This window comes from Pseudomonas sp. RIT411 (assembly GCF_003057735.2).
Classification (GTDB): Bacteria; Pseudomonadota; Gammaproteobacteria; order Pseudomonadales; family Pseudomonadaceae; genus Chryseomonas; species Chryseomonas oryzihabitans.
The window spans coordinates 1-22,882 of the sequence record NZ_QBIZ02000010.1; the positions used below are offsets into that span (position 1 = coordinate 1).

The 22,882-nt window shown below is 66.6% G+C and carries 25 protein-coding genes; 11 read left to right on the forward strand and 14 right to left on the reverse strand.

What is annotated here, in order from left to right:
• From DBY63_RS14920 to DBY63_RS14950, 7 genes are all read right to left on the reverse strand, one after another.
• On the reverse strand, positions 1–580 hold a 580-nt coding region (locus DBY63_RS14920), incomplete at its 3' end, for an MJ0042-type zinc finger domain-containing protein (protein WP_177411460.1).
• Positions 581–688: 108 nt separating this feature from the next.
• A complete protein-coding gene (gene prmA, locus DBY63_RS14925; protein ID WP_108582354.1) occupies positions 689–1,564 on the reverse strand; it encodes a 50S ribosomal protein L11 methyltransferase in 876 nt (291 codons plus the stop codon).
• A 94-nt stretch (positions 1,565–1,658) separates the two neighbouring features.
• Positions 1,659–3,005, reverse strand: coding sequence for an acetyl-CoA carboxylase biotin carboxylase subunit (accC, locus tag DBY63_RS14930; RefSeq protein WP_027598936.1), 1,347 nt, complete (start codon positions 3,003–3,005; stop codon positions 1,659–1,661).
• 16 nt (positions 3,006–3,021) lie between these two features.
• Positions 3,022–3,489 carry an acetyl-CoA carboxylase biotin carboxyl carrier protein gene (gene accB, locus DBY63_RS14935; protein ID WP_007161586.1) on the reverse strand — a complete coding sequence of 156 codons (468 nt, stop codon included), beginning with the start codon at positions 3,487–3,489 and terminating at the stop codon, positions 3,022–3,024.
• A gap of 53 nt (positions 3,490–3,542) precedes the next feature.
• Complete coding sequence (aroQ, locus tag DBY63_RS14940) at positions 3,543–3,989, reverse strand: type II 3-dehydroquinate dehydratase (protein ID WP_007161587.1); 447 nt, start codon at positions 3,987–3,989, stop codon at positions 3,543–3,545.
• Positions 3,990–4,105: 116 nt separating this feature from the next.
• The gene (gene dsbD / locus DBY63_RS14945) at positions 4,106–5,860 is read right to left on the reverse strand and encodes a protein-disulfide reductase DsbD (RefSeq protein WP_108582355.1); all 1,755 of its coding nucleotides are present in this window, start codon (positions 5,858–5,860) and stop codon (positions 4,106–4,108) included.
• 51 nt (positions 5,861–5,911) lie between these two features.
• Positions 5,912–7,531, reverse strand: coding sequence for a PleD family two-component system response regulator (locus DBY63_RS14950; RefSeq protein ID WP_017641054.1), 1,620 nt, complete (start codon positions 7,529–7,531; stop codon positions 5,912–5,914).
• A gap of 268 nt (positions 7,532–7,799) precedes the next feature.
• Between DBY63_RS14950 and DBY63_RS14955 the strand changes: the two genes are divergently transcribed.
• The 7 genes from DBY63_RS14955 to DBY63_RS14985 all read left to right on the forward strand — a co-directional run bounded on the left by DBY63_RS14955 (position 7,800) and on the right by DBY63_RS14985 (position 13,245).
• Entirely contained in the window at positions 7,800–8,816 is a 1,017-nt protein-coding gene (locus tag DBY63_RS14955; RefSeq protein ID WP_007161590.1) for a DUF2333 family protein, read from the forward strand.
• Complete coding sequence (locus DBY63_RS14960; RefSeq protein WP_108582356.1) at positions 8,816–9,367, forward strand: NUDIX hydrolase; 552 nt, start codon at positions 8,816–8,818, stop codon at positions 9,365–9,367. The genes DBY63_RS14955 and DBY63_RS14960 overlap by 1 nt, the downstream gene beginning before the upstream one ends.
• Before the next feature lie 143 nt (positions 9,368–9,510).
• Entirely contained in the window at positions 9,511–9,855 is a 345-nt protein-coding gene (locus DBY63_RS14965; RefSeq protein WP_027598933.1) for a translation initiation factor Sui1, read from the forward strand.
• A gap of 86 nt (positions 9,856–9,941) precedes the next feature.
• Complete coding sequence (gene speA / locus DBY63_RS14970; RefSeq protein ID WP_007161593.1) at positions 9,942–11,855, forward strand: arginine decarboxylase; 1,914 nt, start codon at positions 9,942–9,944, stop codon at positions 11,853–11,855.
• 64 nt (positions 11,856–11,919) lie between these two features.
• A complete protein-coding gene (locus DBY63_RS14975) occupies positions 11,920–12,174 on the forward strand; it encodes a hypothetical protein (RefSeq protein ID WP_108582357.1) in 255 nt (84 codons plus the stop codon).
• Complete coding sequence (locus tag DBY63_RS14980; protein WP_007161595.1) at positions 12,171–12,734, forward strand: lipocalin family protein; 564 nt, start codon at positions 12,171–12,173, stop codon at positions 12,732–12,734. Before DBY63_RS14975 ends, DBY63_RS14980 begins: the two co-directional genes overlap by 4 nt.
• Positions 12,735–12,750: 16 nt before the next feature.
• Positions 12,751–13,245 (forward strand): YbhB/YbcL family Raf kinase inhibitor-like protein, encoded by a 495-nt coding sequence (locus tag DBY63_RS14985; protein ID WP_027602891.1) that lies wholly within the window; start codon positions 12,751–12,753, stop codon positions 13,243–13,245.
• A gap of 17 nt (positions 13,246–13,262) precedes the next feature.
• Here the strand turns inward: DBY63_RS14985 and DBY63_RS14990 are convergent, their stop codons facing one another.
• Entirely contained in the window at positions 13,263–14,066 is an 804-nt protein-coding gene (locus DBY63_RS14990; RefSeq protein WP_108582358.1) for a hypothetical protein, read from the reverse strand.
• Positions 14,067–14,198: 132 nt separating this feature from the next.
• Between DBY63_RS14990 and pip the strand changes: the two genes are divergently transcribed.
• From pip to mdoH, 4 genes are all read left to right on the forward strand, one after another.
• Entirely contained in the window at positions 14,199–15,164 is a 966-nt protein-coding gene (gene pip, locus DBY63_RS14995; RefSeq protein ID WP_027598930.1) for a prolyl aminopeptidase, read from the forward strand.
• Complete coding sequence (gene dtd, locus DBY63_RS15000) at positions 15,161–15,598, forward strand: D-aminoacyl-tRNA deacylase (protein WP_027598929.1); 438 nt, start codon at positions 15,161–15,163, stop codon at positions 15,596–15,598. The genes pip and dtd overlap by 4 nt, the downstream gene beginning before the upstream one ends.
• Positions 15,599–15,814: 216 nt before the next feature.
• The gene (locus DBY63_RS15005; protein WP_026083843.1) at positions 15,815–17,332 is read left to right on the forward strand and encodes a glucan biosynthesis protein G; all 1,518 of its coding nucleotides are present in this window, start codon (positions 15,815–15,817) and stop codon (positions 17,330–17,332) included.
• Positions 17,325–19,922, forward strand: a complete 2,598-nt coding sequence (gene mdoH, locus DBY63_RS15010; RefSeq protein WP_108582359.1) for a glucans biosynthesis glucosyltransferase MdoH — start codon at positions 17,325–17,327, stop codon at positions 19,920–19,922. Before DBY63_RS15005 ends, mdoH begins: the two co-directional genes overlap by 8 nt.
• Before the next feature lie 71 nt (positions 19,923–19,993).
• On the opposite strand, the gene DBY63_RS15015 is transcribed toward mdoH, so the two are convergent.
• From DBY63_RS15015 to hisI, 6 genes are read right to left on the reverse strand one after another with little or no spacing between them, the layout of a single operon-like run.
• Positions 19,994–20,704 (reverse strand): 16S rRNA (uracil(1498)-N(3))-methyltransferase, encoded by a 711-nt coding sequence (locus DBY63_RS15015; protein ID WP_108582360.1) that lies wholly within the window; start codon positions 20,702–20,704, stop codon positions 19,994–19,996.
• On the reverse strand, positions 20,701–21,498 hold the full coding sequence (tatC, locus tag DBY63_RS15020; protein WP_007161603.1) for a twin-arginine translocase subunit TatC: 798 nt from the start codon (positions 21,496–21,498) through the stop codon (positions 20,701–20,703). Before tatC ends, DBY63_RS15015 begins: the two co-directional genes overlap by 4 nt.
• Positions 21,495–21,851, reverse strand: a complete 357-nt coding sequence (gene tatB, locus DBY63_RS15025; RefSeq protein WP_007161604.1) for a Sec-independent protein translocase protein TatB — start codon at positions 21,849–21,851, stop codon at positions 21,495–21,497. The genes tatC and tatB overlap by 4 nt, the downstream gene beginning before the upstream one ends.
• A 9-nt stretch (positions 21,852–21,860) precedes the next feature.
• Positions 21,861–22,127: a twin-arginine translocase TatA/TatE family subunit gene (locus DBY63_RS15030; RefSeq protein WP_007161605.1), complete on the reverse strand. Its 267-nt coding sequence runs from the start codon at positions 22,125–22,127 to the stop codon at positions 21,861–21,863.
• 27 nt (positions 22,128–22,154) lie between these two features.
• Positions 22,155–22,487 (reverse strand): phosphoribosyl-ATP diphosphatase, encoded by a 333-nt coding sequence (locus tag DBY63_RS15035; RefSeq protein ID WP_007161606.1) that lies wholly within the window; start codon positions 22,485–22,487, stop codon positions 22,155–22,157.
• The gene (gene hisI, locus DBY63_RS15040; protein WP_007161607.1) at positions 22,480–22,881 is read right to left on the reverse strand and encodes a phosphoribosyl-AMP cyclohydrolase; all 402 of its coding nucleotides are present in this window, start codon (positions 22,879–22,881) and stop codon (positions 22,480–22,482) included. The genes DBY63_RS15035 and hisI overlap by 8 nt, the downstream gene beginning before the upstream one ends.
• Position 22,882 lies beyond the last annotated feature (1 nt).

The following is a 22,882-nucleotide window of genomic DNA, read 5'->3' on the forward strand; positions in this document are numbered from 1 at the left end:
CGGCGGGCTCAGGCTCGGGCTCGGGCTCCGGTTCCGGCTCGGCGGCGGGAAGCGGCAAGGGCGCGGGCTGCGGTTCGAACTCGACCTCGGGTTCGGCCGGCAGGCGCAGGGATTCCGGCTCGGGTTCGCGCTCGGCCGAGGCGGCGCCGAGCGACGGCAGTTCGAAGGGGTCTTCGTCGTGCTGGGGGCGATGGGCCGCCAGGCCCTGGACCGGTGCCGGTTCTTCCCGCGGCGCGGCCACGGCGGGCGGCGTTGCTGCTGCGGAAGGTGCTGCCGGCGCGCGGCGCTGTTCTTCCAGGGCGCCCAGACGGGCGACCTCGGCGTCCAGCTCCAGGTGGCTCAGGTCCAGTTCGTCATGGGGCCAGGCCGCTTCGCTGGGCGTCGGCGCCGGTTCGGCCACGGGCGCAGGTGGCACGGGCATGGGCTGCGGCGCCGTCAGGGGCGCGGCCTGGTTGCTGGCGTTGAACACTTCCAGGCAGACGCCACAGCGTACGTCGCCGTCCGCGGCAGCCAGGTGTTCCTGGGTGACGCGGAAGCGGGTATGGCAATGCGGACACTGGGCGACGAGGGATTCGGTCATGGCGAGGCGACAGCCAGGGAGTGAAGCGCGCTAGTGTACCCGAAGGCCCTGGCGAAAGAAGGGCCTCCACCGGGCCGCCGGGTGAGCGGACCGGTGGCGGTGCGCAGGTCAGCGACGACGGGTGCCGCTAATGCGTACCCAGCCGTCCAGGGTGGCGGTGGGTTCCAGGTCGAAGCAGCCGGCATAGGCGGCGCGCACGTCCTCGGCCTGCTCGGCGAGGATGCCGGAAAGGGCCAGGCGACCGCCGATGCGGGTCAGGCGGGTGATCTGCTCGGCCAGGCCGACCAGCGGACCGGCGAGGATGTTGGCCACCACCACGTCGGCCGGCTCGCCTGGCAGATCGACGGGAAGGTACAGCGGAAAGCGTGCCGGGTCGATGCCGTTGCGATTGGCATTCTCCCGCGAGGCTTCCAGGGCCTGGACGTCGATGTCGGTGCCCACGGCGCGCTCGGCGCCCAGCAGCAGGGCAGCGATGGCGAGGATGCCCGAGCCGCAGCCGAAATCCAGCACCTGCAGGCCCTGGACCGGTTCGCCGTCCAGCCACTGCAGGCAAAGCGAGGTGGTGGGATGAGTGCCGGTGCCAAAGGCCAGGCCCGGATCCAGCAGCAGATTGACCGCCTCGGGTTCCGGGGCCTCGTGCCAGCTGGGCACGATCCACAGTCGCTGGCCGAAACGCATGGGCTGGAAGTTGTCCATCCAGCTGCGTTCCCATTCCTGGTCTTCCAGGCGCTCCACCTCGTAGACGAGGCCGTTGGCCAGGAGCTGCACGCGCTGCTCCAGGGCGGCGGCGTCGGTATCACCTTCGAACAGCGCCAGCAGGTGGGTCTGGGACCACAGCGGGGTGGTGCCGAGATCCGGCTCGAAGATCGGCTGGTCCTCGGCGTCCATGAAGGTCACCGAGACGGCGCCCAGTTCGAGCATGAGGTCTTCGTAGGTTTCCGCCTGGGCGGGGGTGAGGGCGAGGCGGACTTGCAGCCAGGACATGGTGGGCTACCTGAATCGGGTCAAAGCGGGGAGGGTAAATGAAAACGGGCTGCCCGAGGGCAGCCCGTTCGCTGAATCAGAGCTCGTCACGTCCTCAGTGGCGCAGGCCGAGCTTCTTCTCCAGGTAGTGGATGTTCACGCCGCCCTGGCCGAAGGCCTGGTCGCGGGTCAGCATCCGGTGCAGATCGGCATTGGTCTTGATGCCGTCGACGATCAGCTCGTCCAGGGCGTTGCGCATCCGGGCCATGGCCTCGTCGCGGGTCTTGCCCCAGGTGATCAGCTTGGCGATCAGCGAATCGTAGTTCGGCGGAACCTTGTAGCCGCTGTACAGGTGCGAATCCACCCGCACGCCGTTGCCGCCCGGTGCATGATAGTGCTTGACCAGGCCCGGAGAGGGCATGAAGGTCTTGGGATCTTCGGCGTTGATCCGGCACTCGATGGCGTGACCGGTGATCTTGATGTCTTCCTGCTTGATCGACAGCGGGTTGCCCGCGGCGATGCTGAGCATCTCCTTGACGATGTCGACGCCAGTGATCATCTCGGTCACCGGATGCTCCACCTGCACGCGGGTGTTCATCTCGATGAAGTAGAAGCGACCGTCTTCGTAGAGGAACTCGAAGGTGCCGGCGCCACGGTAGCCGATGTCGATGCAGGCCTTGACGCAGCGTGCCAGGACTTCTTCGCGGGCCTTCTCGTCGATCTGGGGCGCAGGCGCCTCCTCGATGACCTTCTGGTGACGGCGCTGCAGCGAGCAGTCGCGGTCATAGAGGTGCACGGCGTTGCCCTGGCCATCGGAGAGCACCTGGACTTCCACGTGACGCGGATTGCCGAGGAATTTCTCCATGTAGACCATGGAGTTGCCAAAGGCGGCGCCGGCTTCGGTCTGGGTCAGCTTGATCGACTTGATCAGCTCGGCCTCGTCCTCGACCACGCGCATGCCGCGACCACCACCGCCACCGGCGGCCTTGATGATCACCGGATAGCCGACTTCGCGGCCGATGCGCAGGCACTCGGCCTCGTCATCCGGCAGGGCGCCGTCGGAGCCCGGCACGGTGGGCACACCGGCCTGCTTCATGGCGTTCTTGGCGGACACCTTGTCGCCCATCAGGCGAATCACGTCGGCGGTGGGGCCGACGAAGGCGAATCCGGACTGCTCCACCTGCTCGGCGAAGTCGGCGTTCTCGGCGAGAAAGCCGTAGCCAGGGTGGATGGCGGTGGCGCCGGTGACTTCCGCGGCACTGATGATGGCCGGGATGTTCAGGTAGGACTGGGGCGAGGGGGCCGGGCCGATGCACACCGATTCGTCGGCGAGGGACAGATGCATCAGTTCGCGGTCGGCGGTGGAATGAACCGCCACCGTCTTGATGCCCAGCTCCTTGCAGGCACGCACCACGCGCAGGGCGATTTCCCCGCGGTTGGCGATCAGGACTTTTTCCAGCATCGTGGGCTCCACGGGCTTAGACAATGGTGAACAGCGGCTGGTCGAATTCGACGGGCTGACCGTTCTCGACCAGCACCTGGCCGATGGTGCCGCTGGCTTCGGCTTCGATGTGGTTCATCATCTTCATGGCTTCGACGATGCACAGGATGTCGCCTTTCTTCACCTGCTGGCCGACTTCGACGAAGGCCGGGGTGGTGGGCGAGGAGGCGCGGTAGAAGGTGCCGACCATGGGCGAGCGTGCCACGTTACCGGTCAGTTGCGGCGCGGCGGCTTCGCTGGCGGGTGCAGCGGCAGCGGCCGGCGCGGCAGCCGGGGCCGGGGCGGCGACCGGAGCGGGGGCAGCGGCGTAGACGGTCTGCATGCCCTGGCCGCGGCCGGTGTTGCGGCTGATGCGGACGGATTCTTCGCCTTCGCGGATTTCCAGCTCGTCGATACCGGACTCTTCCAGCAGCTCGATCAGTTTCTTGACTTTACGGATGTCCATTGGCGTTGGCTCTCCCCTCGGGTTCAGGTGATGTTCTGGATATTGAGTCGCGCTCAGCCGCGGGCGGCGAGCTGTTCGCAGGCGGCTTCCAGGGCCAGGCGATAGCCACTGGCACCGAGCCCGCAGATGACACCGACCGCCACGTCGGAAAAATAGGAATGGTGGCGGAAGGCCTCGCGCTTGTGCACGTTCGACAGGTGCACTTCGATGAATGGGATGCTCACCGCGAGCAAGGCGTCACGTAGGGCGACACTGGTATGGGTGAAGGCAGCCGGATTGATGAGGATGAAATCCACCCCTTCGTCACGCGCGGCATGGATGCGTTCGATCAGCAGGTGCTCGGCGTTGCTTTGCAGGTATTGCAGGCGATGCCCCGCCGCAGTGGCGCGGGCTTCGAGATCGGCGTTGATCTGGGCTAGGGTGGTGGCCCCGTAGACGCCCGGCTCGCGGGTGCCCAGGAGATTCAGGTTGGGCCCGTGCAGTACCAGCAGATGCGCCATAGCCACTTGCCTCGCGATTTCGCAACCAGATTGGCCGCGGACTATGCCGCAACCGGAGGTGACTGTCCAGTCGCTAGACGTTTGCCGGAAATACCCGCACGTTGGGCGAAATTCTTTTAATCGCTGGCGATAAGCCTTTTTGCTTCACCGAGTCGGGCAAGAAAACCCGCGGCGTCGATTTCACCGACGATGCGCGCCTGGGTCTGCTCCTGGCCACTGCCGGCATAGAACAGGATCGCTGGCGGACCGAACAGCCCCTGCCGTTCCAGCCACTGCCGCTGTTCCCGGGTGCTTTGCGTCATATCGAAGCGGATCAGCGTGAAGTCGCGCAAGTGCGCCTGGACCTCGGGATTGCCGAACACCTCGCGCTCGATCAGCTTGCAGCTGATGCACCAGTCGGCATAGACGTCCACCAGCACCGGTCGCCCCTGGCCGAGACGGCTGGCCAGGGCCGCCGGATCGCTGAGGCTGTGCATGACGTCCGCGCGGCCGGCCACGGCGGGCGCCGCGGCGTCGCCCAGCGGTCGCAGGGGATCGCTGGCCCCACGCAGGGCGCCGATGCCGGCGGCCGCGCCGTAAACCACCAGGGTCAGGCCGGCCAGTTGCAGCAGCCGCTGGCGGGGTGGCTTGGGTACGAATTCCAGGGCGCCGAGAAACAGCCCGACGCCGGCCGCCAGCAGGCCCCAGGCGGCCAGCGCCAGCGGCCCCGGCAGCAGCCGTTCGAGCAGCCACAGGGCTACCGCCAGCAGCAGGACGCCGAAGGCATTGCGCATGCCCACCAGCCAGGCGCCGCTGCGTGGCAGCAGGGCGCCGCCACCGGCGGCGATAAGGATCAGCGGGGTACCCATGCCCAGGCCCAGGGCGAACAGCGCCAGTCCGCCACCGAGCCAGTCGGCGGTGCTGCTGATATAGAGCAGCAGGCCCGCCAGGGGCGCGGAGACGCAGGGCGAGACGATCAGGCTGGAGAGCACGCCGAGGGTGGCCGCGCCGCCCAGGGAACCGCCGCGGGTGCCGCTGGCCAGCTGTTCCAGGCGCTCGCGCAGGACCGCCGGCAGGCGCAGTTCGAAGAGACCGAACATGGCCAGGGCGAACAGCGAGAACAGCGCGGCGAAGGGAATCAGCACCCAGGCCGACTGCAATTGCGCCTGCAGATTGAGACTGGCGCCAAAGACGCCCATGAGTGCGCCCAGGGCGGCGAAGCTCAGGGCCATGGGCACCACGTAGGCCAGCGCCAGCAGCAGGCCACGTCCGGGGCGCGCCTTGCCGGCCAGAACCACCGCCGAGACGATGGGCAGCATCGGCAGGACGCAGGGGGTGAAGGTCAGCCCGAGTCCGGCGAGAAAGGCCAGCAGGATCCTGTGCCAGTCGAGCTGAGCGGGGACGGGCACGGTGGCCGCCGGGGTCGCAAGCGCAGGGCCGGCGATGTCCAGGGTGCGGGTTTCCGGCGGATAGCAGAGGCCGCGATCGGCGCAGCCCTGGTAGGTCACCTTGATCTGGCCGCCGCGGTCGGGCGCCAGGGGCAGGGGGATGTCGACGCCGGCGTGATAGACCTGGACGTCGCCGAACCATTCATCGTGCTTGGGCTCGCCGGGCGGCAGGGCTACCGGCGCGGTGAGCAGGCCGGGGTCGGCGTCGAAGGCAAAGCGTTGCCGATAGAGGTAGTAGCCCTCGGCGATGGTGAAGCGCAGCTGGGGACGGCCCTCGGCGTCGCGGCGCTGCTCCAGGCGAAAGGCCTGATCCACCGGCAGGAATTGTTGACTGGGGCGCTGACCGTCCAGGCCCAGTGCGGCGCTCGGGCGCGGCGCATCGAACAGCCCGGCAGTGGCGGGCAGGGTCAGCAGCAGGGCGAGCAGGAACAGCAGGACACGCATGGGCTTCTCGGCGATCGGCAGCGGCCGATCATAGCAGAGGCATCTGGCTGGTCAGTCCTGGCCGTACTGGCGCACGCAATTGCGCCCCGCATGCTTGGCGGCATAGAGGGCTTCGTCCGCCTGTTTGGCCAGCGCGGGCATCTCCTGGCCGGGCTGCAGCTGCGCCACGCCGGCGCTGAAGGTGCAGCTGAGCTCCTTGGGCGGCGCCGGATAGTGGATCTCGGCGAAGCGCTGGCGGATCTCGTCGATCAGGCGGGTGGCGGTGGCCAGGTCGGTGTCGGGCAGCACGATGGCGAATTCCTCACCGCCATAACGGCCGATGTGGTCGGACTTGCGCAGGCGCTGCTTGAGGAACAGCGCCAGGCTCTTGATCACCCGATCGCCCATGGGATGGCCGTAGTGGTCGTTGACCTGCTTGAAGTGGTCGATGTCCAGCATGGCGAAGGTGATCGGCCGCTGGCTGCGCCGGGCGCGGAAGCAGGCGTCTTCCAGCAGCTGCAGGGTGTGGGTGTGGTTGTACAGGCCGGTGAGGCTGTCCTGGACGATGCGCGCCTGCAGGCTGCGCGCCCGGGCCGCGCGGGTACGCACGGTGGCGATCAGGTGGCGCGGCTTGATCGGCTTGGTGAGGAAGTCGTCGCCGCCTTCGCTCATGGCGTCCAGCTGCTTGTCGAGGTCGTCCTCGGCCGACAGGTAGATGATGGGCACGCTGACATAGCGCTCGTGCTGGCGGATGACCTTGGCCAGCTCGGTGCCGGTGCACTCGGGCATGTACATGTCGAGGATGATCAGATCGGGCACGAATTCGGCCAGGTGCGCCATCACCGCGCCGGGTTGCATCAGGGTGCGGGTGACGATGCCGGCGCTGTTGAGCGCCATTTCCGTGGCCATGGCCTGGGCGCGGGAGTCGTCCACCACCAGGGCACGGATCGGATCGTAGTAGACGGTGCGGGTGAGGGTCTCGATCTTTTCCAGCAGCCGCGCCGAATCCAGGGTGCCGGTGTAGAACTCCTGGCCGCCGGCGCGCACCGCGGCCAGGCGAAAGGGGGTGTCGGCTTCCTGGTGGCTGTAGAACAGCACCGGCAGCTTGCGCTCCAGACCGGTCTGGGCCTCCAGCGCCAGCTGGATGCCGGCACCCGCGCCGCCGAAGTCCACGTCCATGACGATGACCGCCGGATGCCGGCTGTCCATCATCGCGCGGAAGTCGTCGGCGCCGTGGATGATCTGGATGGTGACGCCGAAGTATTCCATCTGCTGCGCCAGGCGCTCGGCGCGCTCGGTGTCGAGCAGGGCGATGTAGATCGGCTTGCGCAGCGGCGGCAGGCTGGTGGTTTCCAGCTGGTCACCCTGGCGCAGTCCGGTGCGCGACAGGCTCTGCATGGCCAGGCTGAGTTCGGTGATGGCCTGGCTGTTGAGGCGACCGCGATTGGCGGCGACCTGGGCCAGGGAGGCGCCGATGGCCTCGGCGAGCTCGGCATGGCCTTGCTGCTCGAAGCGCTTGGCGTATTGCAACAGGCGCGCGTTGGCGTCGGTCAGCTCGACCAGGCTGCCGGCCGTCCACTCGTCTCGTTGCAGCCGTTGCCAGATCTCCAGCACCTGGCGCGACTGGTGGATGACCCGTTGCGCGAAGTGCAGCTTGAGGCGGTCCCGGCTCGGATCATCTGGTTCGCTCACGAATTGTTCCGTCATTCTTGAGGTGGTGGCCCTATGCTACCAATTGCTGGCGGGCAGGGGAGAGGCGGTACCCTGGTTAGCGGCGGCTATGCCGCTCGCATGGACACTGTCGGTCGCTTCTGGAGTAGCGTCCGTCGCCTGTTACCCTAGTCTCGGAAGCGGCTGCCCGGGTGCACGGCGCCCGCGCCGGCCGCCAAGGCTGCGCAACCGGCGCCGCAGGCAGGGGTCCAAGCGCCAACACCTTTGAAAACATTGCAAGGAATTGCCCATGCGGGAGTGGAACTTGAGGTCGGGATGGCTCCGGCTGGTGGCAGTGCTGGTCGCGCTCTACCTGCTGGTCACCCTGGCGATAGGCTGGTACTGGAGTCGCGAACCGGATTTCTTCCCGGTGCAGCAGCATGCCCAGGAGGCGGCCGCGGCCAGCGGGCGCAAGCTGGTGCTCGGCTACACCACGGTCGAGACCCTCAAGCAGGTGGCCGGTACCCTGCTGGACAAGCCGGGTGGCTATCTCTCCAACGACATCTTCCCGCCGGGCCTCTGGCTCGACGACATGCCGTCCTGGGAATACGGCGTGCTGGTGCAGACCCGCGACCTGGCGCGCGCCCTGCGCAAGGACTTCGCCCGTTCCCAGTCGCAGTCCACCGAGGACGTCGACCTGGCCCAGGCCGAGCCGCGCTTCAACTTCGACAACCACAGCTGGGCCATGCCCTCGTCGGAATCGGAATACCGCGCCGGCATCGCCTCCCTGGACCGCTACCTGGCGCGCCTGGGTGGCCAGAATGCCCAGGGCCAGCCCACCGCCTACTTCTATTCGCGTTCGGACAACCTGCGCAACTGGCTGGGTGACGTCGAGACCCGCCTGGGTTCGCTGTCCCAGCGGCTGTCCGCCAGCGTCGGTCGGGTTCGCCTTGACGCCGAGGTGCGGCCGAACCAGGACATCCCCGCCGGCCAGGTGCCGGAGGTGCACGAGCAGCGCGTCGAGACGCCCTGGCTGCAGATCGACAACGTCTTCTACGAGGCCCGCGGTCAGGCCTGGGCGCTGTCGCACATCCTGCGCGCCATCGAGGTCGACTTCGCCGACACCCTGGCGAAGAAGAACGCCACGGTGAACGTGCGCGAGATCATCCGCGAACTGGAAGCGGCGCAGCAGCCGGTCTGGAGTCCGATGATCCTCAACGGCAGCGGCTTCGGCATCCTGGCCAACCACTCGCTGGTGATCGCCAACTACATCTCCCGCGCCAACGCCGCCATCATCGACCTGCGCCAGTTGCTGGAACAGGGCTGATGACGCCGGACGCTCGCGAAGCGGCGCATCGCGCCGCCTCCGACCGGGAACGGGTGGTCTGGGTCGATCGCGACGACCGCATCCAGGGTGAATTGCCGCGGGCGGAACTGCGTGCCCGCGGCCTGATCGGTCGCTGCACCTTCATCCTCCTGTTCAATGATGCCGGCGAACTCTGCGTGCACCGGCGCACCCTGAGCAAGGCGCTCTACCCGGGCTACTGGGACGTCGCCGCCGGCGGCATGGTGGCGCCGGGCGAGAGCTATGCGGAGTCCGCCGCTCGCGAGCTGGCCGAGGAACTGGGCGTCAGCGGCGTGCCCCTGCGCGCCCATGGCACCTTCTATTTCGAGGAGCCGGGCAATCGCCTCTGGGGCGGCGTGTTCAGCGCGCGCTGGAACGGTCCGTTGCGGCTGCAACCGGAAGAGGTGCTGGAGGCGCGCTTCCTGGCCCCGGCGGCCATCCTCGACGACGCGCGTCAGCGACCTTATTGCCCGGATTCGCTGGAAGCCCTGCAGCTGGCGCTCAGCCGCGCGGATGTCGCATCCCTGCCTTAATTTCTCGCATTCGCGCCTTAGCATCCGCGGACGATGCTGCTACATTGCGCGGCCCCGGACCAGCGCGGCCCGTGCCGGCCGGCGCTGCGTCCAAGGCTTCCTCCAGGCGCCCGGCGCCTGAACCCGACTGGGAGGACCGTCCTTTGAGCAAGAAAACCTCGTCGCTGTCGGATCTCAGCCGTCTGGTGTACTCCACCGACGTCGGCCGCATTCGCCCGGAAGAACCTCAGGCGCCGGCTCCGGCGGGCGACGGCATCGCCCGGGTGCGCCGCGAGACCAAGGGCCGTGGCGGCAAGACGGTGACCACGGTCAGCGGCGTGCCCCTGGGCGAGGAGGAGCTCAAGGACCTGGCCAGCGCGCTCAAGCGTCGCTGCGGCACCGGCGGGGCGCTCAAGGATGGCGTCATCGAGATCCAGGGCGACCATGTCGATCTGTTGCTCGGCGAACTCGAAAAACGCGGCTTCAAGACCAAGAGATCGGGCGGCTAGGCCAGGCCTTCCAGCCTCCGCGTACAACTTACCGCCCCTGGCGGCGGTCCATCCAAAGCAAGATTCCCTACAGGAGATTCCCGCGAATGTCCCCACGACGCACGCGCAAAGATGACGGCAGCCAGTGGACCGTGGCGGACAGCCGCAGCGTCTATGGTATTCGCCACTGGGGTGCCGGCTACTTCGCCATCAGCGACGCCGGCAACGTCGAAGTCCGCCCCCACGGCCCGGATGGCCAGCCGATCGACCTCCATGTGCTGGTCGGCCAGCTGCGCGAAGCGGGGCTGTCGCTGCCGCTGCTGGTGCGTTTCCCCGACATCCTCCAGGGCCAGGTGCGCCACCTGACCGGCGCCTTCGATCGCAACATCGAGCGCCTGGACTACCAGGGTCGCTACACCGCCCTCTATCCGATCAAGGTCAACCAGCAGGAGGCGGTGGTGGAAAACATCATCGCCACCCGTGACGTCTCCATCGGCCTGGAAGCCGGCTCCAAGCCGGAGCTGATGGCGGTGCTGGCGCTGGCGCCCAAGGGCGGCACCATCGTCTGCAACGGCTACAAGGACCGCGAATTCATCCGCCTGGCGCTGATGGGCCAGAAGCTGGGCCACAGCGTCTTCATCGTCATCGAGAAGGAATCCGAGGTCCCGCTGGTGATCGAGGAGGCGGCCGAGCTCAAGGTCACGCCCCAGGTCGGCCTGCGGGTGCGGCTGTCGTCCCTGGCGTCGAGCAAGTGGGCCGACACCGGTGGCGAGAAGTCCAAGTTCGGTCTCTCCGCCGCCCAGCTGCTGTCGGTGATCGAGCGCTTCCGCGCCGCCGGCCTGGAGCAGGGCGTGCGCCTGCTGCACTTCCACATGGGTTCGCAGATCGCCAACCTGGCCGACTACCGCCAGGGCTTCCGCGAAGCCATCCGCTACTACGCCGAGCTGCGCGCCCTGGGCCTGCCGCTGGACCACATCGATGTCGGCGGCGGTCTGGGCGTCGACTACGACGGCACCCACTCGCGCAACGCCAGCTCGATCAACTACGACATGGACGACTACGCCGGTACCGTGGTCGGCATGCTCAAGGAATTCTGCGACCAGCAGGAGTTGCCGCATCCGAACATCTTCTCGGAAAGCGGTCGCGCCATGACCGCCCACCACGCCATGCTGGTGATGCAGGTCACCGACGTCGAACGCCACAACGACAGCGTGCCGGCCAGCGAGCGCTTCGAAGGCAAGGCCGAGGTGGTGCAGTGGCTGGCCGAACTGCTCGGCGACACCGATCCGGAGATGGTCACCGAGACCTACTGGCGCGCCACCCAGTACGTCAGCGAAGCCGCCGCCCAGTACGCCGCCGGCACCCTGAGCCTGAGCGACAAGGCCCTGGCCGAGCAGTGCTACTTCGCCATCTGCCGTCGCCTCTACAACCAGCTCAAGGCGCGCCAGCGTTCCCACCGCCAGGTGCTCGACGAACTCAACGACAAGCTGGCCGACAAGTACATCTGCAACTTCTCGGTGTTCCAGAGCCTGCCCGACACCTGGGCCATCGACCAGATCCTGCCCATCGTGCCCCTGACCCGCCTGGACGAGGAGCCGGTGCGCCGCGCCGTGCTGCAGGACCTGACCTGCGACTCCGACGGCAAGATCAAGCAGTACGTCGACGAGCAGAGCATCGAGACCAGCCTGCCGGTGCACGAGGTGCGCGAGGGCGAAGACTATCTGCTGGCGGTGTTCCTGGTGGGCGCCTACCAGGAGATCCTCGGCGACATGCACAACCTGTTCGGCGACACCGATTCGGTGAACGTCTACCAGGACGCCGACGGCAGTGTGCGCCACGGGGGCATCGAGACCCACGACACCATCGAGGACATGCTCAGGTACGTGCACCTCTCGCCCGAGGAGCTGATGACCTACTACCGCGACAAGGTAGCCAGTGCGCGCCTCACCGCGCGCGAGCGCACCCAGTTCCTCGACGCCATGCGCCTGGGCCTGACCCGTTCCTCCTATCTCGCCGGCTGACGAAGCGAACCCTGGCGGCCGGGCGGGCTCTATAGCCTTGCCGTCAGGATGGAGGAGCAGAGGTATGAAAGGGCGCTTGGCGCTGTTGCTGGTGGGCAGTCTGATGCTGGCTGGCTGCGGCAAGGTCAATCAGGAAAACTATTCCCGGCTCAAGGCCGGCCAGACCAAGGCCGAGGTGGAGCAGATCCTGGGTGTACCCACGGAATGCGCGGGTGCCCTGGGCGTCACCACCTGTACCTGGGGCGATCGCGGCTCCTTCATCAGCGTGCAGTATCTCAACGATAAGGTGGCGATGTTCGCCGGGCAGGGTCTGCGATGAAAACCTCTACCAAACTGCTACTGCTGGCGGGTGCCGCCGGACTGCTCGCGGCCTGCGCCAGCGGCCCGCGCGAAGTCCCGCCGCTCACCGCGGGCAATGTCGACCTGCAGCGCTACCAGGGACACTGGTACGAGGTGGCGCGGCTGCCGATGTTCTTCCAGCGCAAGTGCGCCCAGTCCGAAGCCAACTATCACGTCATGGCCGACGGCTCGGTCGCCGTGTTCAACCGCTGCCGTACCCTGGACGGCAAGGTGGAGGAAGCCACCGGCACCGCCACCCCCATCAAGCCGGGCGTGACCGATCGCCTGGAAGTGCGCTTCGATACCTGGTTCAGCGGTGTCCTGCCCAATGTCGCCAAGGGACCCTACTGGATCCTCTATGTCGACGACGACTACAAGACCGCCCTGGTCGGCAGTCCGGATCGCAAGTACCTCTGGTTGCTGGCGCGCAAGCCCGACATTTCCGCGGCGCAGAGCGAAAAGCTGCTGCGCATCGCCCGCGAGAAGGGCTACAACCTCAATCGTCTGGTCTGGCGCGAGACCGACGCCCACATGCCCTAGGCCACAGGAGCTCCCCGTGAAACTCTGGACCGATGCCTTTTCCGACAACGCCTTCATGCCCAAGCGCCACGAATTCGACGTGGCCGACTTCGGTGCCCACGGCGACAACATCTCGCCCGCGCTGCAGTGGTCCGATCTGCCGGCCGATACCAAGAGCCTGGCGCTGACCGTCTACGATCCGGACGCCCCCACCGGCAGCGGGTTCTGGCACTGGGTGGTGGTCAACATCCCGGTCGGTACCCAGGGCCTGGCGGAAGACGCCGGCCGCGCCGATGGCTCGGGTCTGCCGGCGGGCGCCCTGCAGCTGATCAACGACTATGGCACCCGCGGCTTCGGCGGCGCGGCGCCGCCCAAGGGTGACAAGCCGCACCGCTACATCTTCCAGCTGCATGCGCTCAAGGTCGATCAGCTGCCGGTGCCGGCGGACGCGACCAATGCGGTCGGTCGCTTCATGATCCACCTCAACCAGCTGGCTTCGGCGACCTACACCGGTCTCTACGAGATCAAGTAGGGCCGCGGACGGACGGGCTAGAGCACGTCCGTCGAGGTCGCCAGGCGGATGCCGGCGGCGCGCATCTCGGCGAGGAGGGCGTCGCCCTGGGCTTCGAAGCCCGGCACCGAATGACTGCAGTCGGTCAGCAGCACTAGGTCCTGGCGCCTCTCCCGCGGCCAGAATTCCAGCAGATCGCGAACGGTGCTGGCCACGCAGTGCGAAAGCGCTTCGCCGGCGATCAACAGGGTATCGGCCGCCTGGAGGCGGGCGATCAGGCCAGCGTCCACCGCGGTGCCCGGGTCCGCCGGATCCGGGACCTCGGCGCGCAGTGCCGAATAATGTTCGGTATGGGGATTGCCGCCCTTGGCGATGAAATCCACCAGGCGTCCCTGCTGCCGGCCCCAGGCATTGAGCGCCTGATGGACATCCTGCTGCACCCCATGGCCCCAGCCGCCCACCAGGCAGTGCTCCGGCCAGATCACCAGGCGATAGCGACCCCCGGCTTCCAGCGCCTGCACATAGGCCAGCGCCCGGGCACGTTCGGCTGGATCACGGGTCTGCCAGCGACCGCTGGCCACCTCGTCCGCACCGATCTGGGTAAAGGGCGCCGGTGGCTGGCCCTGGGCATCCTGCCAGCTGTGCGGATGGGCGATGTGCAGCGGTTGATGGGAGTCCAGGGTCACCTGCACCCCGCTGAGGCGGGCACCCAGGCGCTCGATCAGGGCCGCGACGCGCTGCAGCCCGGCCACCGCACCGGGCACCGGCAGGGCCGCACCCGGCAGGTCGCAGAAATCGTTTTGCGGATCGATCAGCAGCAACTGCAGCTTGGCATGGGACATGGCGATCTCCTCGGGCGACTGGTCGTCGATGGTGCGGGTGCCACTGGACGTGAAGCAAGCCCGGGTAGCGTGGAAACCCGGTAAGGTGCAGGTCTATGATGAAGGGGCCGACCCTGCCCCGCGGAGCGCGACATGCTGAATCTGTATCCGGAAATCAAGCCTTACGCCCGCCACGAGCTGGCCGTCGAAGCGCCCCATGTGCTCTATGTCGATGAGAGCGGCTCGCCGGATGGTCTGCCGGTGCTGTTCATCCATGGCGGACCCGGCTCCGGATGCGATCGCTTGAGCCGGCGCTTCTTCGATCCCAATCTCTACCGCATCGTCACCTTCGATCAGCGCGGCTGCGGTCGCTCCACGCCCTATGCCAGCCTGGAGAACAACACCACCTGGCACCTGGTCGAGGACATCGAGCGCCTGCGCGAACACCTGGGCATCGAGCAATGGGTGCTGTTCGGTGGCTCCTGGGGGTCGACCCTGGCGCTGGCCTATGCCCAGCGCCATCCCGAGCGGGTCAAGGCCATGGTCCTGCGCGGCATCTTTCTCTGCCGCCCGGTGGATCTGCAGTGGTTCTACCAGGAAGGCGCGAGCCGGCTGTTTCCCGATTTCTGGCAGGACTATCTGCACCCCATCGCCGAGGAAGAGCGCGGCAACCTCATCCAGGCCTACTATCGCCGCCTGACCGGTCCGGACGAACTGGCACAGATGTCCGCCGCGCGCGCCTGGTCCTGCTGGGAGGGGCGTACGGTGACCCTGAGGCCCAATCCCGACGTGCTGGAGAAATTCAGCGAGCACGCCCTGGCCATCGCCCGCATCGAGTGCCACTACTTCATCAACGATGCCTTCCTCGAGCCCGACCAGCTCCTGCGCGACATGCCCCGGATCGCCCATATCCCGGCGGTGATCGTGCACGGCCGCTACGACATGGTCTGCCCGCTGGACAATGCCTGGGCCCTGCACCACGCCTGGCCGGGCAGCGAATTGCAGATCATCCGCGACGCCGGTCATGCGGCCAGCGAGCCCGGTATCTGCGACGCCCTGGTGCGGGCGACCGATCAGATCGCCCGCCAGCTGCTCGATCTGCCCCAGGAGGCCGAGTGAAGGCGCTGCTGCAAAGGGTCAGCCGCGCCAGCGTCGAGGTTGAGGGCCATACGGTCGGCGCCATAGGCGCGGGCCTGCTGGTCCTGGTCGGTATCGAGCCGGCGGATGACGAGGCCGTCTGCAGTCGCATGCTCAAGCGACTGCTGGAGTACCGGGTGTTCGCCGACGGCGAGCAGCGCATGAATCTGTCCCTGCAGGACGTCGGCGGCGGCTTGCTGCTGGTCTCCCAGTTCACCCTGGCCGCCGATACCCGCAGCGGCCGCCGGCCGAGCTTTTCCAGCGCCGCGCCACCGGCCCAGGGCGAGCGGCTGTTCAACCATCTGGTAGGCCTCGCCCGCGACCTTCATCCCGAGGTCCAGACCGGTCGTTTCGGCGCCGACATGCAGGTTTCCCTGGTCAACGACGGACCAGTGACATTTTTATTGTCGATTTAGTGAGGGCGCCCCTTACAGCGCCCTGCCAAGTGTCTATGATTGCGCAGTTCGAGTTTGAACGGTCGTCCAACTGGGGAATCATTGACCCCTGCGGGAGTCGGACCTCTGCCTATCCGTTTTGCGACCACCCGTCGCCAAACGTATTCGTACGCTGATTTAGGAGGCTGCGTGTTATCTCATTCCAAAGTTAAGCCGGGCAAGCAGGGCTTCGCCCTGATCGGGCTCTCCGTCGCTCTGGGTCTGTTCAGTGCCCAGGCCCTGGCCTTCAGCCTGGACGACGTGGCCGCCAAGGCCAAAGAACTCTCCGGCCAGAAATTCGTCGCGCCCAAGAGCAACCTGCCCGCATCCTTCAGCGGCATGAAGTATGCCGACTATCAGCAGATCACCTTCAATCAGGACAAGGCCTACTGGAAGGATGCCAAGACGCCCTTCCGCCTGAATTTCTATCACGAGGGCATGCACTACAGCGTGCCGGTGAAGATCAACGAGGTCACCGCCAACAATGTCGAAGAGATCAAATACGATCCCTCGATGTTCAACTTCGGCAACCTGCAGGTCGACCAGGCCCAGCTCAAGGATCTCGGCTTCGCCGGATTCAAGGTGCTCTATCCGCTGAACAAGGCGGACAAGCATGACGAGCTGATGACCATGCTCGGCGCCAGCTATTTCCGCGTGATCGGCAAGAACCAGGTCTATGGCCTGTCCGCCCGTGGCCTGGCCATCGACACCGCGCTGCCGTCCGGCGAGGAATTTCCGCGCTTCACTGAATTCTGGGTCGAACAGCCCCAGTCGGATCGCCGCAACCTGGTGATCTATGCGCTGCTCGATTCGCCGCGCGCCACCGGTGCCTATCGCTTCGTGCTGACTCCCGGCAAGGACAGCACCGTCGACGTCGAAGCCAAGGTGTTCCTGCGCGACAACGTCAACAAGCTGGGTATCGCGCCGTTGACCAGCATGTACCTGTTCGGCCCCAACCAGCCGAGCGCCCAGGTCAACTATCGTCCGGCACTGCACGACTCCAACGGTCTGGCCATCCATGCCGGCAACGGTGAGTGGCTGTGGCGTCCGCTGAACAACCCGCGCCGCCTGTCGGTCAGCACTTACACCATCGAGAATCCGCGCGGTTTCGGTCTGCTGCAGCGTGGCCACGAGTTCTACAAGTACCAGGACCTGGACGAGCGCTACGACAAGCGTCCCAGCGGCTGGGTAGAGCCCAAGGGCGACTGGGGCAAGGGTCACGTCGAGCTGGTGGAAATCCCCACCCCGGACGAGACCAACGACAACATCGTGGCCTTCTGGACGCCGGACACCCTGCCGGAGAAGGGCCAGCCGATCGATGTCAGCTATCGCCTGCACTTCACCACCGACGAACCCAACCTGCACACCAAGGACCTGGCCTGGGTCTCCCAGACCCGTCTGTCCACCGGTGACGTGCGCCAGTCCAACCTGGTGCGCCAGACCGATGGCAGCCTGGCCTACATCATCGACTTCGAAGGTCCGAACCTCGATGACCTGCCCGAGGATTCGCAGGTCGGCTCCCAGGTCAGCCTGGATGCCAACGGTGAACTGGTCGAGAACTCTGTGCGCTACAACCCGGTTACCAAGGGCTATCGCCTGACCTTGAGACTCAAGGTCAAGGATCAGACCAAGCCGGTGGAAATGCGCGCCAACCTCGCCCAGGGTGACAAACCGCTCAGCGAAACCTGGACTTACCAGCTACCTGCCAATGAATAACACCACCCGCGATACCTCGGTCGCCGCTGCTGGCGACTACCTCGAACACCTGCCGTTGCCCGCCGGGCAACGGCAGGTGCTGGACCAGACGGCGGACGTCGAGTCGCTGCACCGGCAACTGGCCGGTGCCCGCGGCGAAGGCGCCCAGGGGGCCGAGGCGGTGATCGCCTCCACCGAAGCGCGTCTGGCCGCCGGTTGGGACGACACCCTGGAGGATGGCGAGCTGCTGGGCAGCGATGCCCAGGGTCGCGTCTTCATCAAGGCCACCCCGCCCATGACCCGCTCCATGATGGTGCCCGATCCCTGGCGCACCAATCCCGTGGCGCGGAGCTGGAAGCGGCTGCTCGGCCGCAAGGATCACAGCCGCTGGCAACCCGATCCCGAAGCCGATGCCCATGCGCACTGGCGCAAGGTAGGTTCCTTCCGGCGCTTCATCCTGCTGATCCTGATGCTGGTGCAGACCGGCATCGCCACCTGGTACATGAAGGCCGTGCTGCCCTATCAGGGCTGGGCGCTGGTCGATCTCGGCGAGGTCTACCGTCAGGGCTGGGGCGAGTCCATCCGCCAGGTACTGCCCTATGTGGTGCAGACCAGCATCCTGCTGCTCTTCGCCCTGCTGTTCTGCTGGGTGTCCGCCGGTTTCTGGACCGCCCTGATGGGCTTCTGGCAGCTGCTCAGCGGCCGCGACAAGTACAGCATCTCGGCCAGCTCCACCGGCACCGAGCCGATCGATCCCCAGTCGCGTACCGCCCTGGTGATGCCCATCGCCAACGAAGACGTGCCAAGGGTCTTCGCCGGTCTGCGCGCCACCTACGAGTCGGTCCGCGCCAGCGGCGAGCTGGAGCACTTCGACTTCTTCATCCTCAGCGACAGCAACGATCCGGACAAATGCGTGGCCGAAGAAAAGGCCTGGCTGGAGCTGTGCCGCGAGGTCGGTGGCTTCGGCCACATCTTCTATCGCCGTCGTCGTCGTCGGGTGAAGCGCAAGAGCGGCAACATCGACGACTTCTGCCGTCGCTGGGGCAGCCAGTACAAGTACATGGTGGTGCTCGACGCCGACAGCGTCATGAGCGGCGAATGCCTGGCCAGCCTGGTCCGGCTGATGGAAGCCAATCCGCGTGCCGGCATCATCCAGACCGCGCCCAAGGCGTCCGGCATGGACACCCTGTACGCGCGCCTGCAGCAGTTCGCCACCCGCGTGTACGGACCGCTGTTCACCGCCGGCCTGCACTTCTGGCAGCTGGGTGAATCCCACTACTGGGGCCACAACGCCATCATCCGGGTCAAGCCGTTCATCGACCACTGCGCCCTGGCACCGCTGCCGGGCACGGGTTCGTTCGCCGGTGCGATTCTCTCTCACGACTTCGTCGAAGCGGCGCTGATGCGGCGTTCCGGCTGGGGCGTGTGGATCGCCTACGACCTGCCGGGCAGCTACGAAGAACTGCCGCCCAACCTGCTGGACGAACTCAAGCGTGACCGTCGCTGGTGCCATGGCAACCTGATGAACTTCCGGCTGTTTCTGGTCAAGGGCATGCACCCGGTACACCGCGCGGTGTTCCTCACCGGGGTGATGTCCTACCTGTCGGCGCCGCTGTGGTTCCTCTTCCTGGTGCTGTCCACGGCGCTCTTGGCGATCCACAAGCTGCTGGAGCCGCAGTACTTCTTCCAGCCCCGCCAGCTATTCCCGGTCTGGCCCCAGTGGCATCCGGAGCAGGCCATCGCGCTGTTCTCCACCACCCTGATCCTGCTGTTCCTGCCCAAGCTGCTCAGCGTGGTGCTGATCATCGCCAAGGGCGCCAAGGAATTCGGTGGCGGCCTGCGGCTGTTCCTTTCCATGATGCTGGAGATGCTCTTCTCGGTGCTGCTGGCACCGGTGCGGATGCTGTTCCACACGGTGTTCGTGACCGCCGCCTTCCTGGGCTGGTCGGTGCAGTGGAATTCGCCCCAGCGGGATGACAACGACACGCCCTGGAGCGAAGCCTTCCGCCGCCATGGTTCGCAGATGCTGCTCGGTCTGATCTGGACCGCCGGCGTGGCCTGGCTGGATCCGCGCTTCCTCTGGTGGCTGTCGCCCATCGTGGTGTCGCTGATCCTGTCGGCACCGGTGTCGGTGATTTCCAGCCGGACCAACCTGGGTCTGGGCAGTCGCCGCCATCACCTGTTCCTGATCCCGGAAGAGTACGCACCGCCGCGCGAGCTGGTGGCGACCGACGAGTACCTGCACCTGAACAACCGCAATGCCCTGACCAGGGGCTTCCTGCGCGCCACCGTCGATCCGGTGCTCAATGCCCTGGCCATCGGCATGGCCCGCGGTCGCCACGGCAAGGTGGTGGAGCCGGCGCGCCGGCTGCGCGAAGAGCGGGTGGCCCGGGTCCTGGCCGCCGGTCCGGAAAAGACCAAGGGCGACGACCAGTGGCGTCTGCTCAGCGATCCGGACGGCATGGCGCAACTGCACCTGCAGGTCTGGAAGGCTGAAGAGCACCGCAACTGGCGGGAAGCCTACGCCACCCTGCGGCCGCGCTCCCACAGTGACTCGGCCGCGGATGCCGCAGCCAGTCCGGCCAGCCTGACCCCGCGGTCTGCCTCCTGAGGCGGCGCTCCGCGCATTGAAAAAGCCCCGGTGTCGCGAGACGCCGGGGCTTTTTCTTGTCCGTGGTCGGGCTAGAACAGGCGGGCGAGGAGGGCGGGTACGGCGTTCTCGACGCGCAGGATGCGCTCACCGAGCTGTACGGGCGCCAGACCCGCTTCCTGCAGCTTTTCGACCTCATAGGGTATCCAGCCACCCTCGGGACCGATCGCCAGCGTCACGGGCTCGTTGAGGGCGCGAGGGCAGGCCGGGTAGTTGCCCGGATGACCGACCAGGCCGCGGGTGCCGGCGGCGAGCGCGGGCAGGCGATCCTCGACGAAGGGCTTGAATCGCTTTTCGATCAGCACCTCCGGCAGCACCGTGTCCCGGGCCTGCTCCAGCCCCAGGCGCAATTGCTCCTCGATAGCCGCGGGCTCGAGGAACGGGGTCTGCCAGAAGCTCTTTTCCACCCGGTAGCTGTTCAGCAGCACCAGGCGCGCGACGCCCATGGCGGACACCGTCTGCAGTACCCGGCGCAGCATCTTGGGACGGGGCAGGGCCAGCAGCAGGGTGAGCGGCAGCTTGGCCGGCGGTGGTTGGTCGAGGGTGACGGTCAGGCAGGCCTGGCCGGCGTCGAGGGACTCGATCTGGCCGGAACCCATCAGACCATCCAGGAGGCCGACGCGCATCCGGTCGCCAGCGGCCGCCTGGTGGACCTCACGCAGATGGGCGAGACGGCGCGGATCGCGCAGCACGACCCGGTCAGCAGCCGTGAAGTCGGCCGCTTCGAGCAGGATCAGATTCACGGACGTTCGGCGGGCGGCTGGGCTTCGGGGGCGGCGTCTTCGTCGGCCAGCGGGCGCTCGCGCTTCTGCACGAAGCGGCCGAACAGCAGGCCGATCTCGAACAGCAGCCACATGGGTACGGCGAGCATGGTCTGGGAGAAGACGTCCGGCGGGGTCAGGATCATGCCGACCACGAAACAGCCGATGATGACGTAGGGGCGGATCTTCTTCAGGTAGGCCACATCGACCACGCCGATCCAGATCAGCAGCACGGTGGCCACCGGGATCTCGAAGGCCACGCCAAAGGCGAAGAACAGCGTCAGGATGAAATCCAGATAGGCGTTCAGATCCGGCATCATCATGGCGCCTTCCGGCGTGATGCTGCTGAAGAAGTGGAAGATGATCGGGAACACCAGGAAGTAGGCGAAGGCCATGCCGGCGTAGAACAGCACGATGCTGGAGATCAGCAGCGGGATGGCGACCTTCTTCTCGTGACGATAGAGCCCGGGCGCGACGAACCCCCAGACCTGGTGCAGGATCACCGGCATGGCGATGAACAGCGACACCACCAGCGTCAGCTTGAAGGGCGCGAGGAACGGCGAGGTGACGTCCGTGGAGATCATGGTCGCGCCCTCGGGAAGGACGCGGCGGATCGGCTCGGAGGCGAAGGCATAGATCTTCTGGGCGAAGTAGAACAGCCCGAGAAAGATCAGAAAGGTCGCCAGCACGCATCGGAGGATGCGGGTGCGCAATTCGGTGAGGTGCGAGACCAGGGGCATTTCCTGGTCATCGTGTTCGGAAGGCTTGTCGCTCATGGTGCTCTTGGCGGCGTCTGGGGCGGATCCTGCGGGCGTTCGGCAACCACGTCCTGGGGCATGGGCGGAGCAACGGCGGCCGGTGGGGTCTGGGCTTCCGGGGTGGAAGCGGCAGGCTTGGGCCGGTTGTCGCGCTGTTCCATGGACAGGATATGCTCGTTGCGCAGCTGCTGGCGAATTTCGTCAGCGCCGATCTCGCGCTCCACTTCCTGGCGGATGCTGTTGAAGCTGCGCCTCAGGCGACCGATCCACAGACCCGCGGTGCGCGCAGCACCGGGCAGGCGTTCCGGGCCCAGCACCAGCAGGGCGACGAACCCCACCAGCATCATTTCGGGAAAGCTGATTCCGAACATGGCGGGGCCTTAGTCCTTGCGCACCACCGGCTCTTCGACCTTGCGGTGCTCGGCATCGAAGGTCTGGGGACGATTCAGGGGCGCATTCGGGTTGGCCGTGCTGGCGGTGGGCGCCGGCTGTTCGGCCTTGTCGTCCTCGTCGGTGTGCATGGCCTTGCGGAAGCCCTTGATGGCTTCGCCCACGTCGGAGCCCAGATGCTTCAGGCGTTTGGTGCCAAAGACGATCACCACGACGAGCAGGATGACGATCCAGTGTTTCCAGTCGAAGATACCCATGGTCTTTCCTCGTTGCGAAGCTTGGGGTCAGGATTGAGTGCGGGCGGCCTTTTCGGCGTGCCCGGAGAGGCCGAAACGACGATCCAGCTCGTCCAGCACGGCCTGGGGATGCTGGCCCAGGGCCGAGAGCATGATCAGGCTGTGGAACCAGAGGTCGGCGGTCTCGTAGATGACGTCGTCGTATTGCTGGCTGATGGCGGCGTCCTTGGCGGCGAGAATGGTCTCGACGCTTTCTTCGCCGACCTTTTCCAGGATCTTGTTCAGACCCTTGTGGTAGAGGCTGGCCACATAGGAGGAGTCCGGGGCGGCCTGCTTGCGTTCTTCCAGCACCTGCGCCAGGCGCGCGAGGGTGTCAGTCATGGCCGTGCCCTCCGGCATAGATGGCGCTGGGGTCCTTGACCACCGGATCGACGGTCTCCCACTGGCCCTCGCGCAACACGCGATAGAAGCAGCTTTCCCGGCCGGTATGGCAGGCGATGCCACCGAGCTGTTCCACCTGCAGCACCACCACGTCGGCATCGCAATCCAGGCGCAGCTCGATGACGCGCTGCACGTGCCCGGATTCCTCGCCCTTGCGCCACAGCCGGTTGCGCGAACGCGACCAGTAGACGGCACGGCCTTCGGCAGCGGTCAGGGCCAGGGATTCGCGGTTCATCCAGGCCATCATCAGGATGCGCCCCGAGGTGGGGTCCTGGGCGATGGCCGGTACCAGGCCATCGCTGTTCCAGTGGATCTCGTCTAACCAGTCGCTCATC

What these genes read in the sequence shown, in the direction of transcription:
- aroQ (WP_007161587.1), bottom strand. Translation starts at nt 3,989, where the DNA reads ATGGCGCATCTGCTGGTACTGCACGGGCCCAACCTGAATCTCCTGGGC.
- tatC (WP_007161603.1), bottom strand. Translation starts at nt 21,498, where the DNA reads ATGAGCGACAAGCCTTCCGAACACGATGACCAGGAAATGCCCCTGGTC.
- DBY63_RS15035 (WP_007161606.1), bottom strand. Translation starts at nt 22,487, where the DNA reads ATGACTGACACCCTCGCGCGCCTGGCGCAGGTGCTGGAAGAACGCAAG.
- DBY63_RS14955 (WP_007161590.1), top strand. Translation starts at nt 7,800, where the DNA reads ATGCGGGAGTGGAACTTGAGGTCGGGATGGCTCCGGCTGGTGGCAGTG.
- prmA (WP_108582354.1), bottom strand. Translation starts at nt 1,564, where the DNA reads ATGTCCTGGCTGCAAGTCCGCCTCGCCCTCACCCCCGCCCAGGCGGAA.
- DBY63_RS14990 (WP_108582358.1), bottom strand. Translation starts at nt 14,066, where the DNA reads ATGTCCCATGCCAAGCTGCAGTTGCTGCTGATCGATCCGCAAAACGAT.
- dsbD (WP_108582355.1), bottom strand. Translation starts at nt 5,860, where the DNA reads ATGCGTGTCCTGCTGTTCCTGCTCGCCCTGCTGCTGACCCTGCCCGCC.
- pip (WP_027598930.1), top strand. Translation starts at nt 14,199, where the DNA reads ATGCTGAATCTGTATCCGGAAATCAAGCCTTACGCCCGCCACGAGCTG.
- accC (WP_027598936.1), bottom strand. Translation starts at nt 3,005, where the DNA reads ATGCTGGAAAAAGTCCTGATCGCCAACCGCGGGGAAATCGCCCTGCGC.
- mdoH (WP_108582359.1), top strand. Translation starts at nt 17,325, where the DNA reads ATGAATAACACCACCCGCGATACCTCGGTCGCCGCTGCTGGCGACTAC.
- speA (WP_007161593.1), top strand. Translation starts at nt 9,942, where the DNA reads ATGTCCCCACGACGCACGCGCAAAGATGACGGCAGCCAGTGGACCGTG.
- DBY63_RS14975 (WP_108582357.1), top strand. Translation starts at nt 11,920, where the DNA reads ATGAAAGGGCGCTTGGCGCTGTTGCTGGTGGGCAGTCTGATGCTGGCT.
- hisI (WP_007161607.1), bottom strand. Translation starts at nt 22,881, where the DNA reads ATGAGCGACTGGTTAGACGAGATCCACTGGAACAGCGATGGCCTGGTA.
- accB (WP_007161586.1), bottom strand. Translation starts at nt 3,489, where the DNA reads ATGGACATCCGTAAAGTCAAGAAACTGATCGAGCTGCTGGAAGAGTCC.
- DBY63_RS15030 (WP_007161605.1), bottom strand. Translation starts at nt 22,127, where the DNA reads ATGGGTATCTTCGACTGGAAACACTGGATCGTCATCCTGCTCGTCGTG.
- tatB (WP_007161604.1), bottom strand. Translation starts at nt 21,851, where the DNA reads ATGTTCGGAATCAGCTTTCCCGAAATGATGCTGGTGGGGTTCGTCGCC.
- DBY63_RS14960 (WP_108582356.1), top strand. Translation starts at nt 8,816, where the DNA reads ATGACGCCGGACGCTCGCGAAGCGGCGCATCGCGCCGCCTCCGACCGG.
- DBY63_RS14980 (WP_007161595.1), top strand. Translation starts at nt 12,171, where the DNA reads ATGAAAACCTCTACCAAACTGCTACTGCTGGCGGGTGCCGCCGGACTG.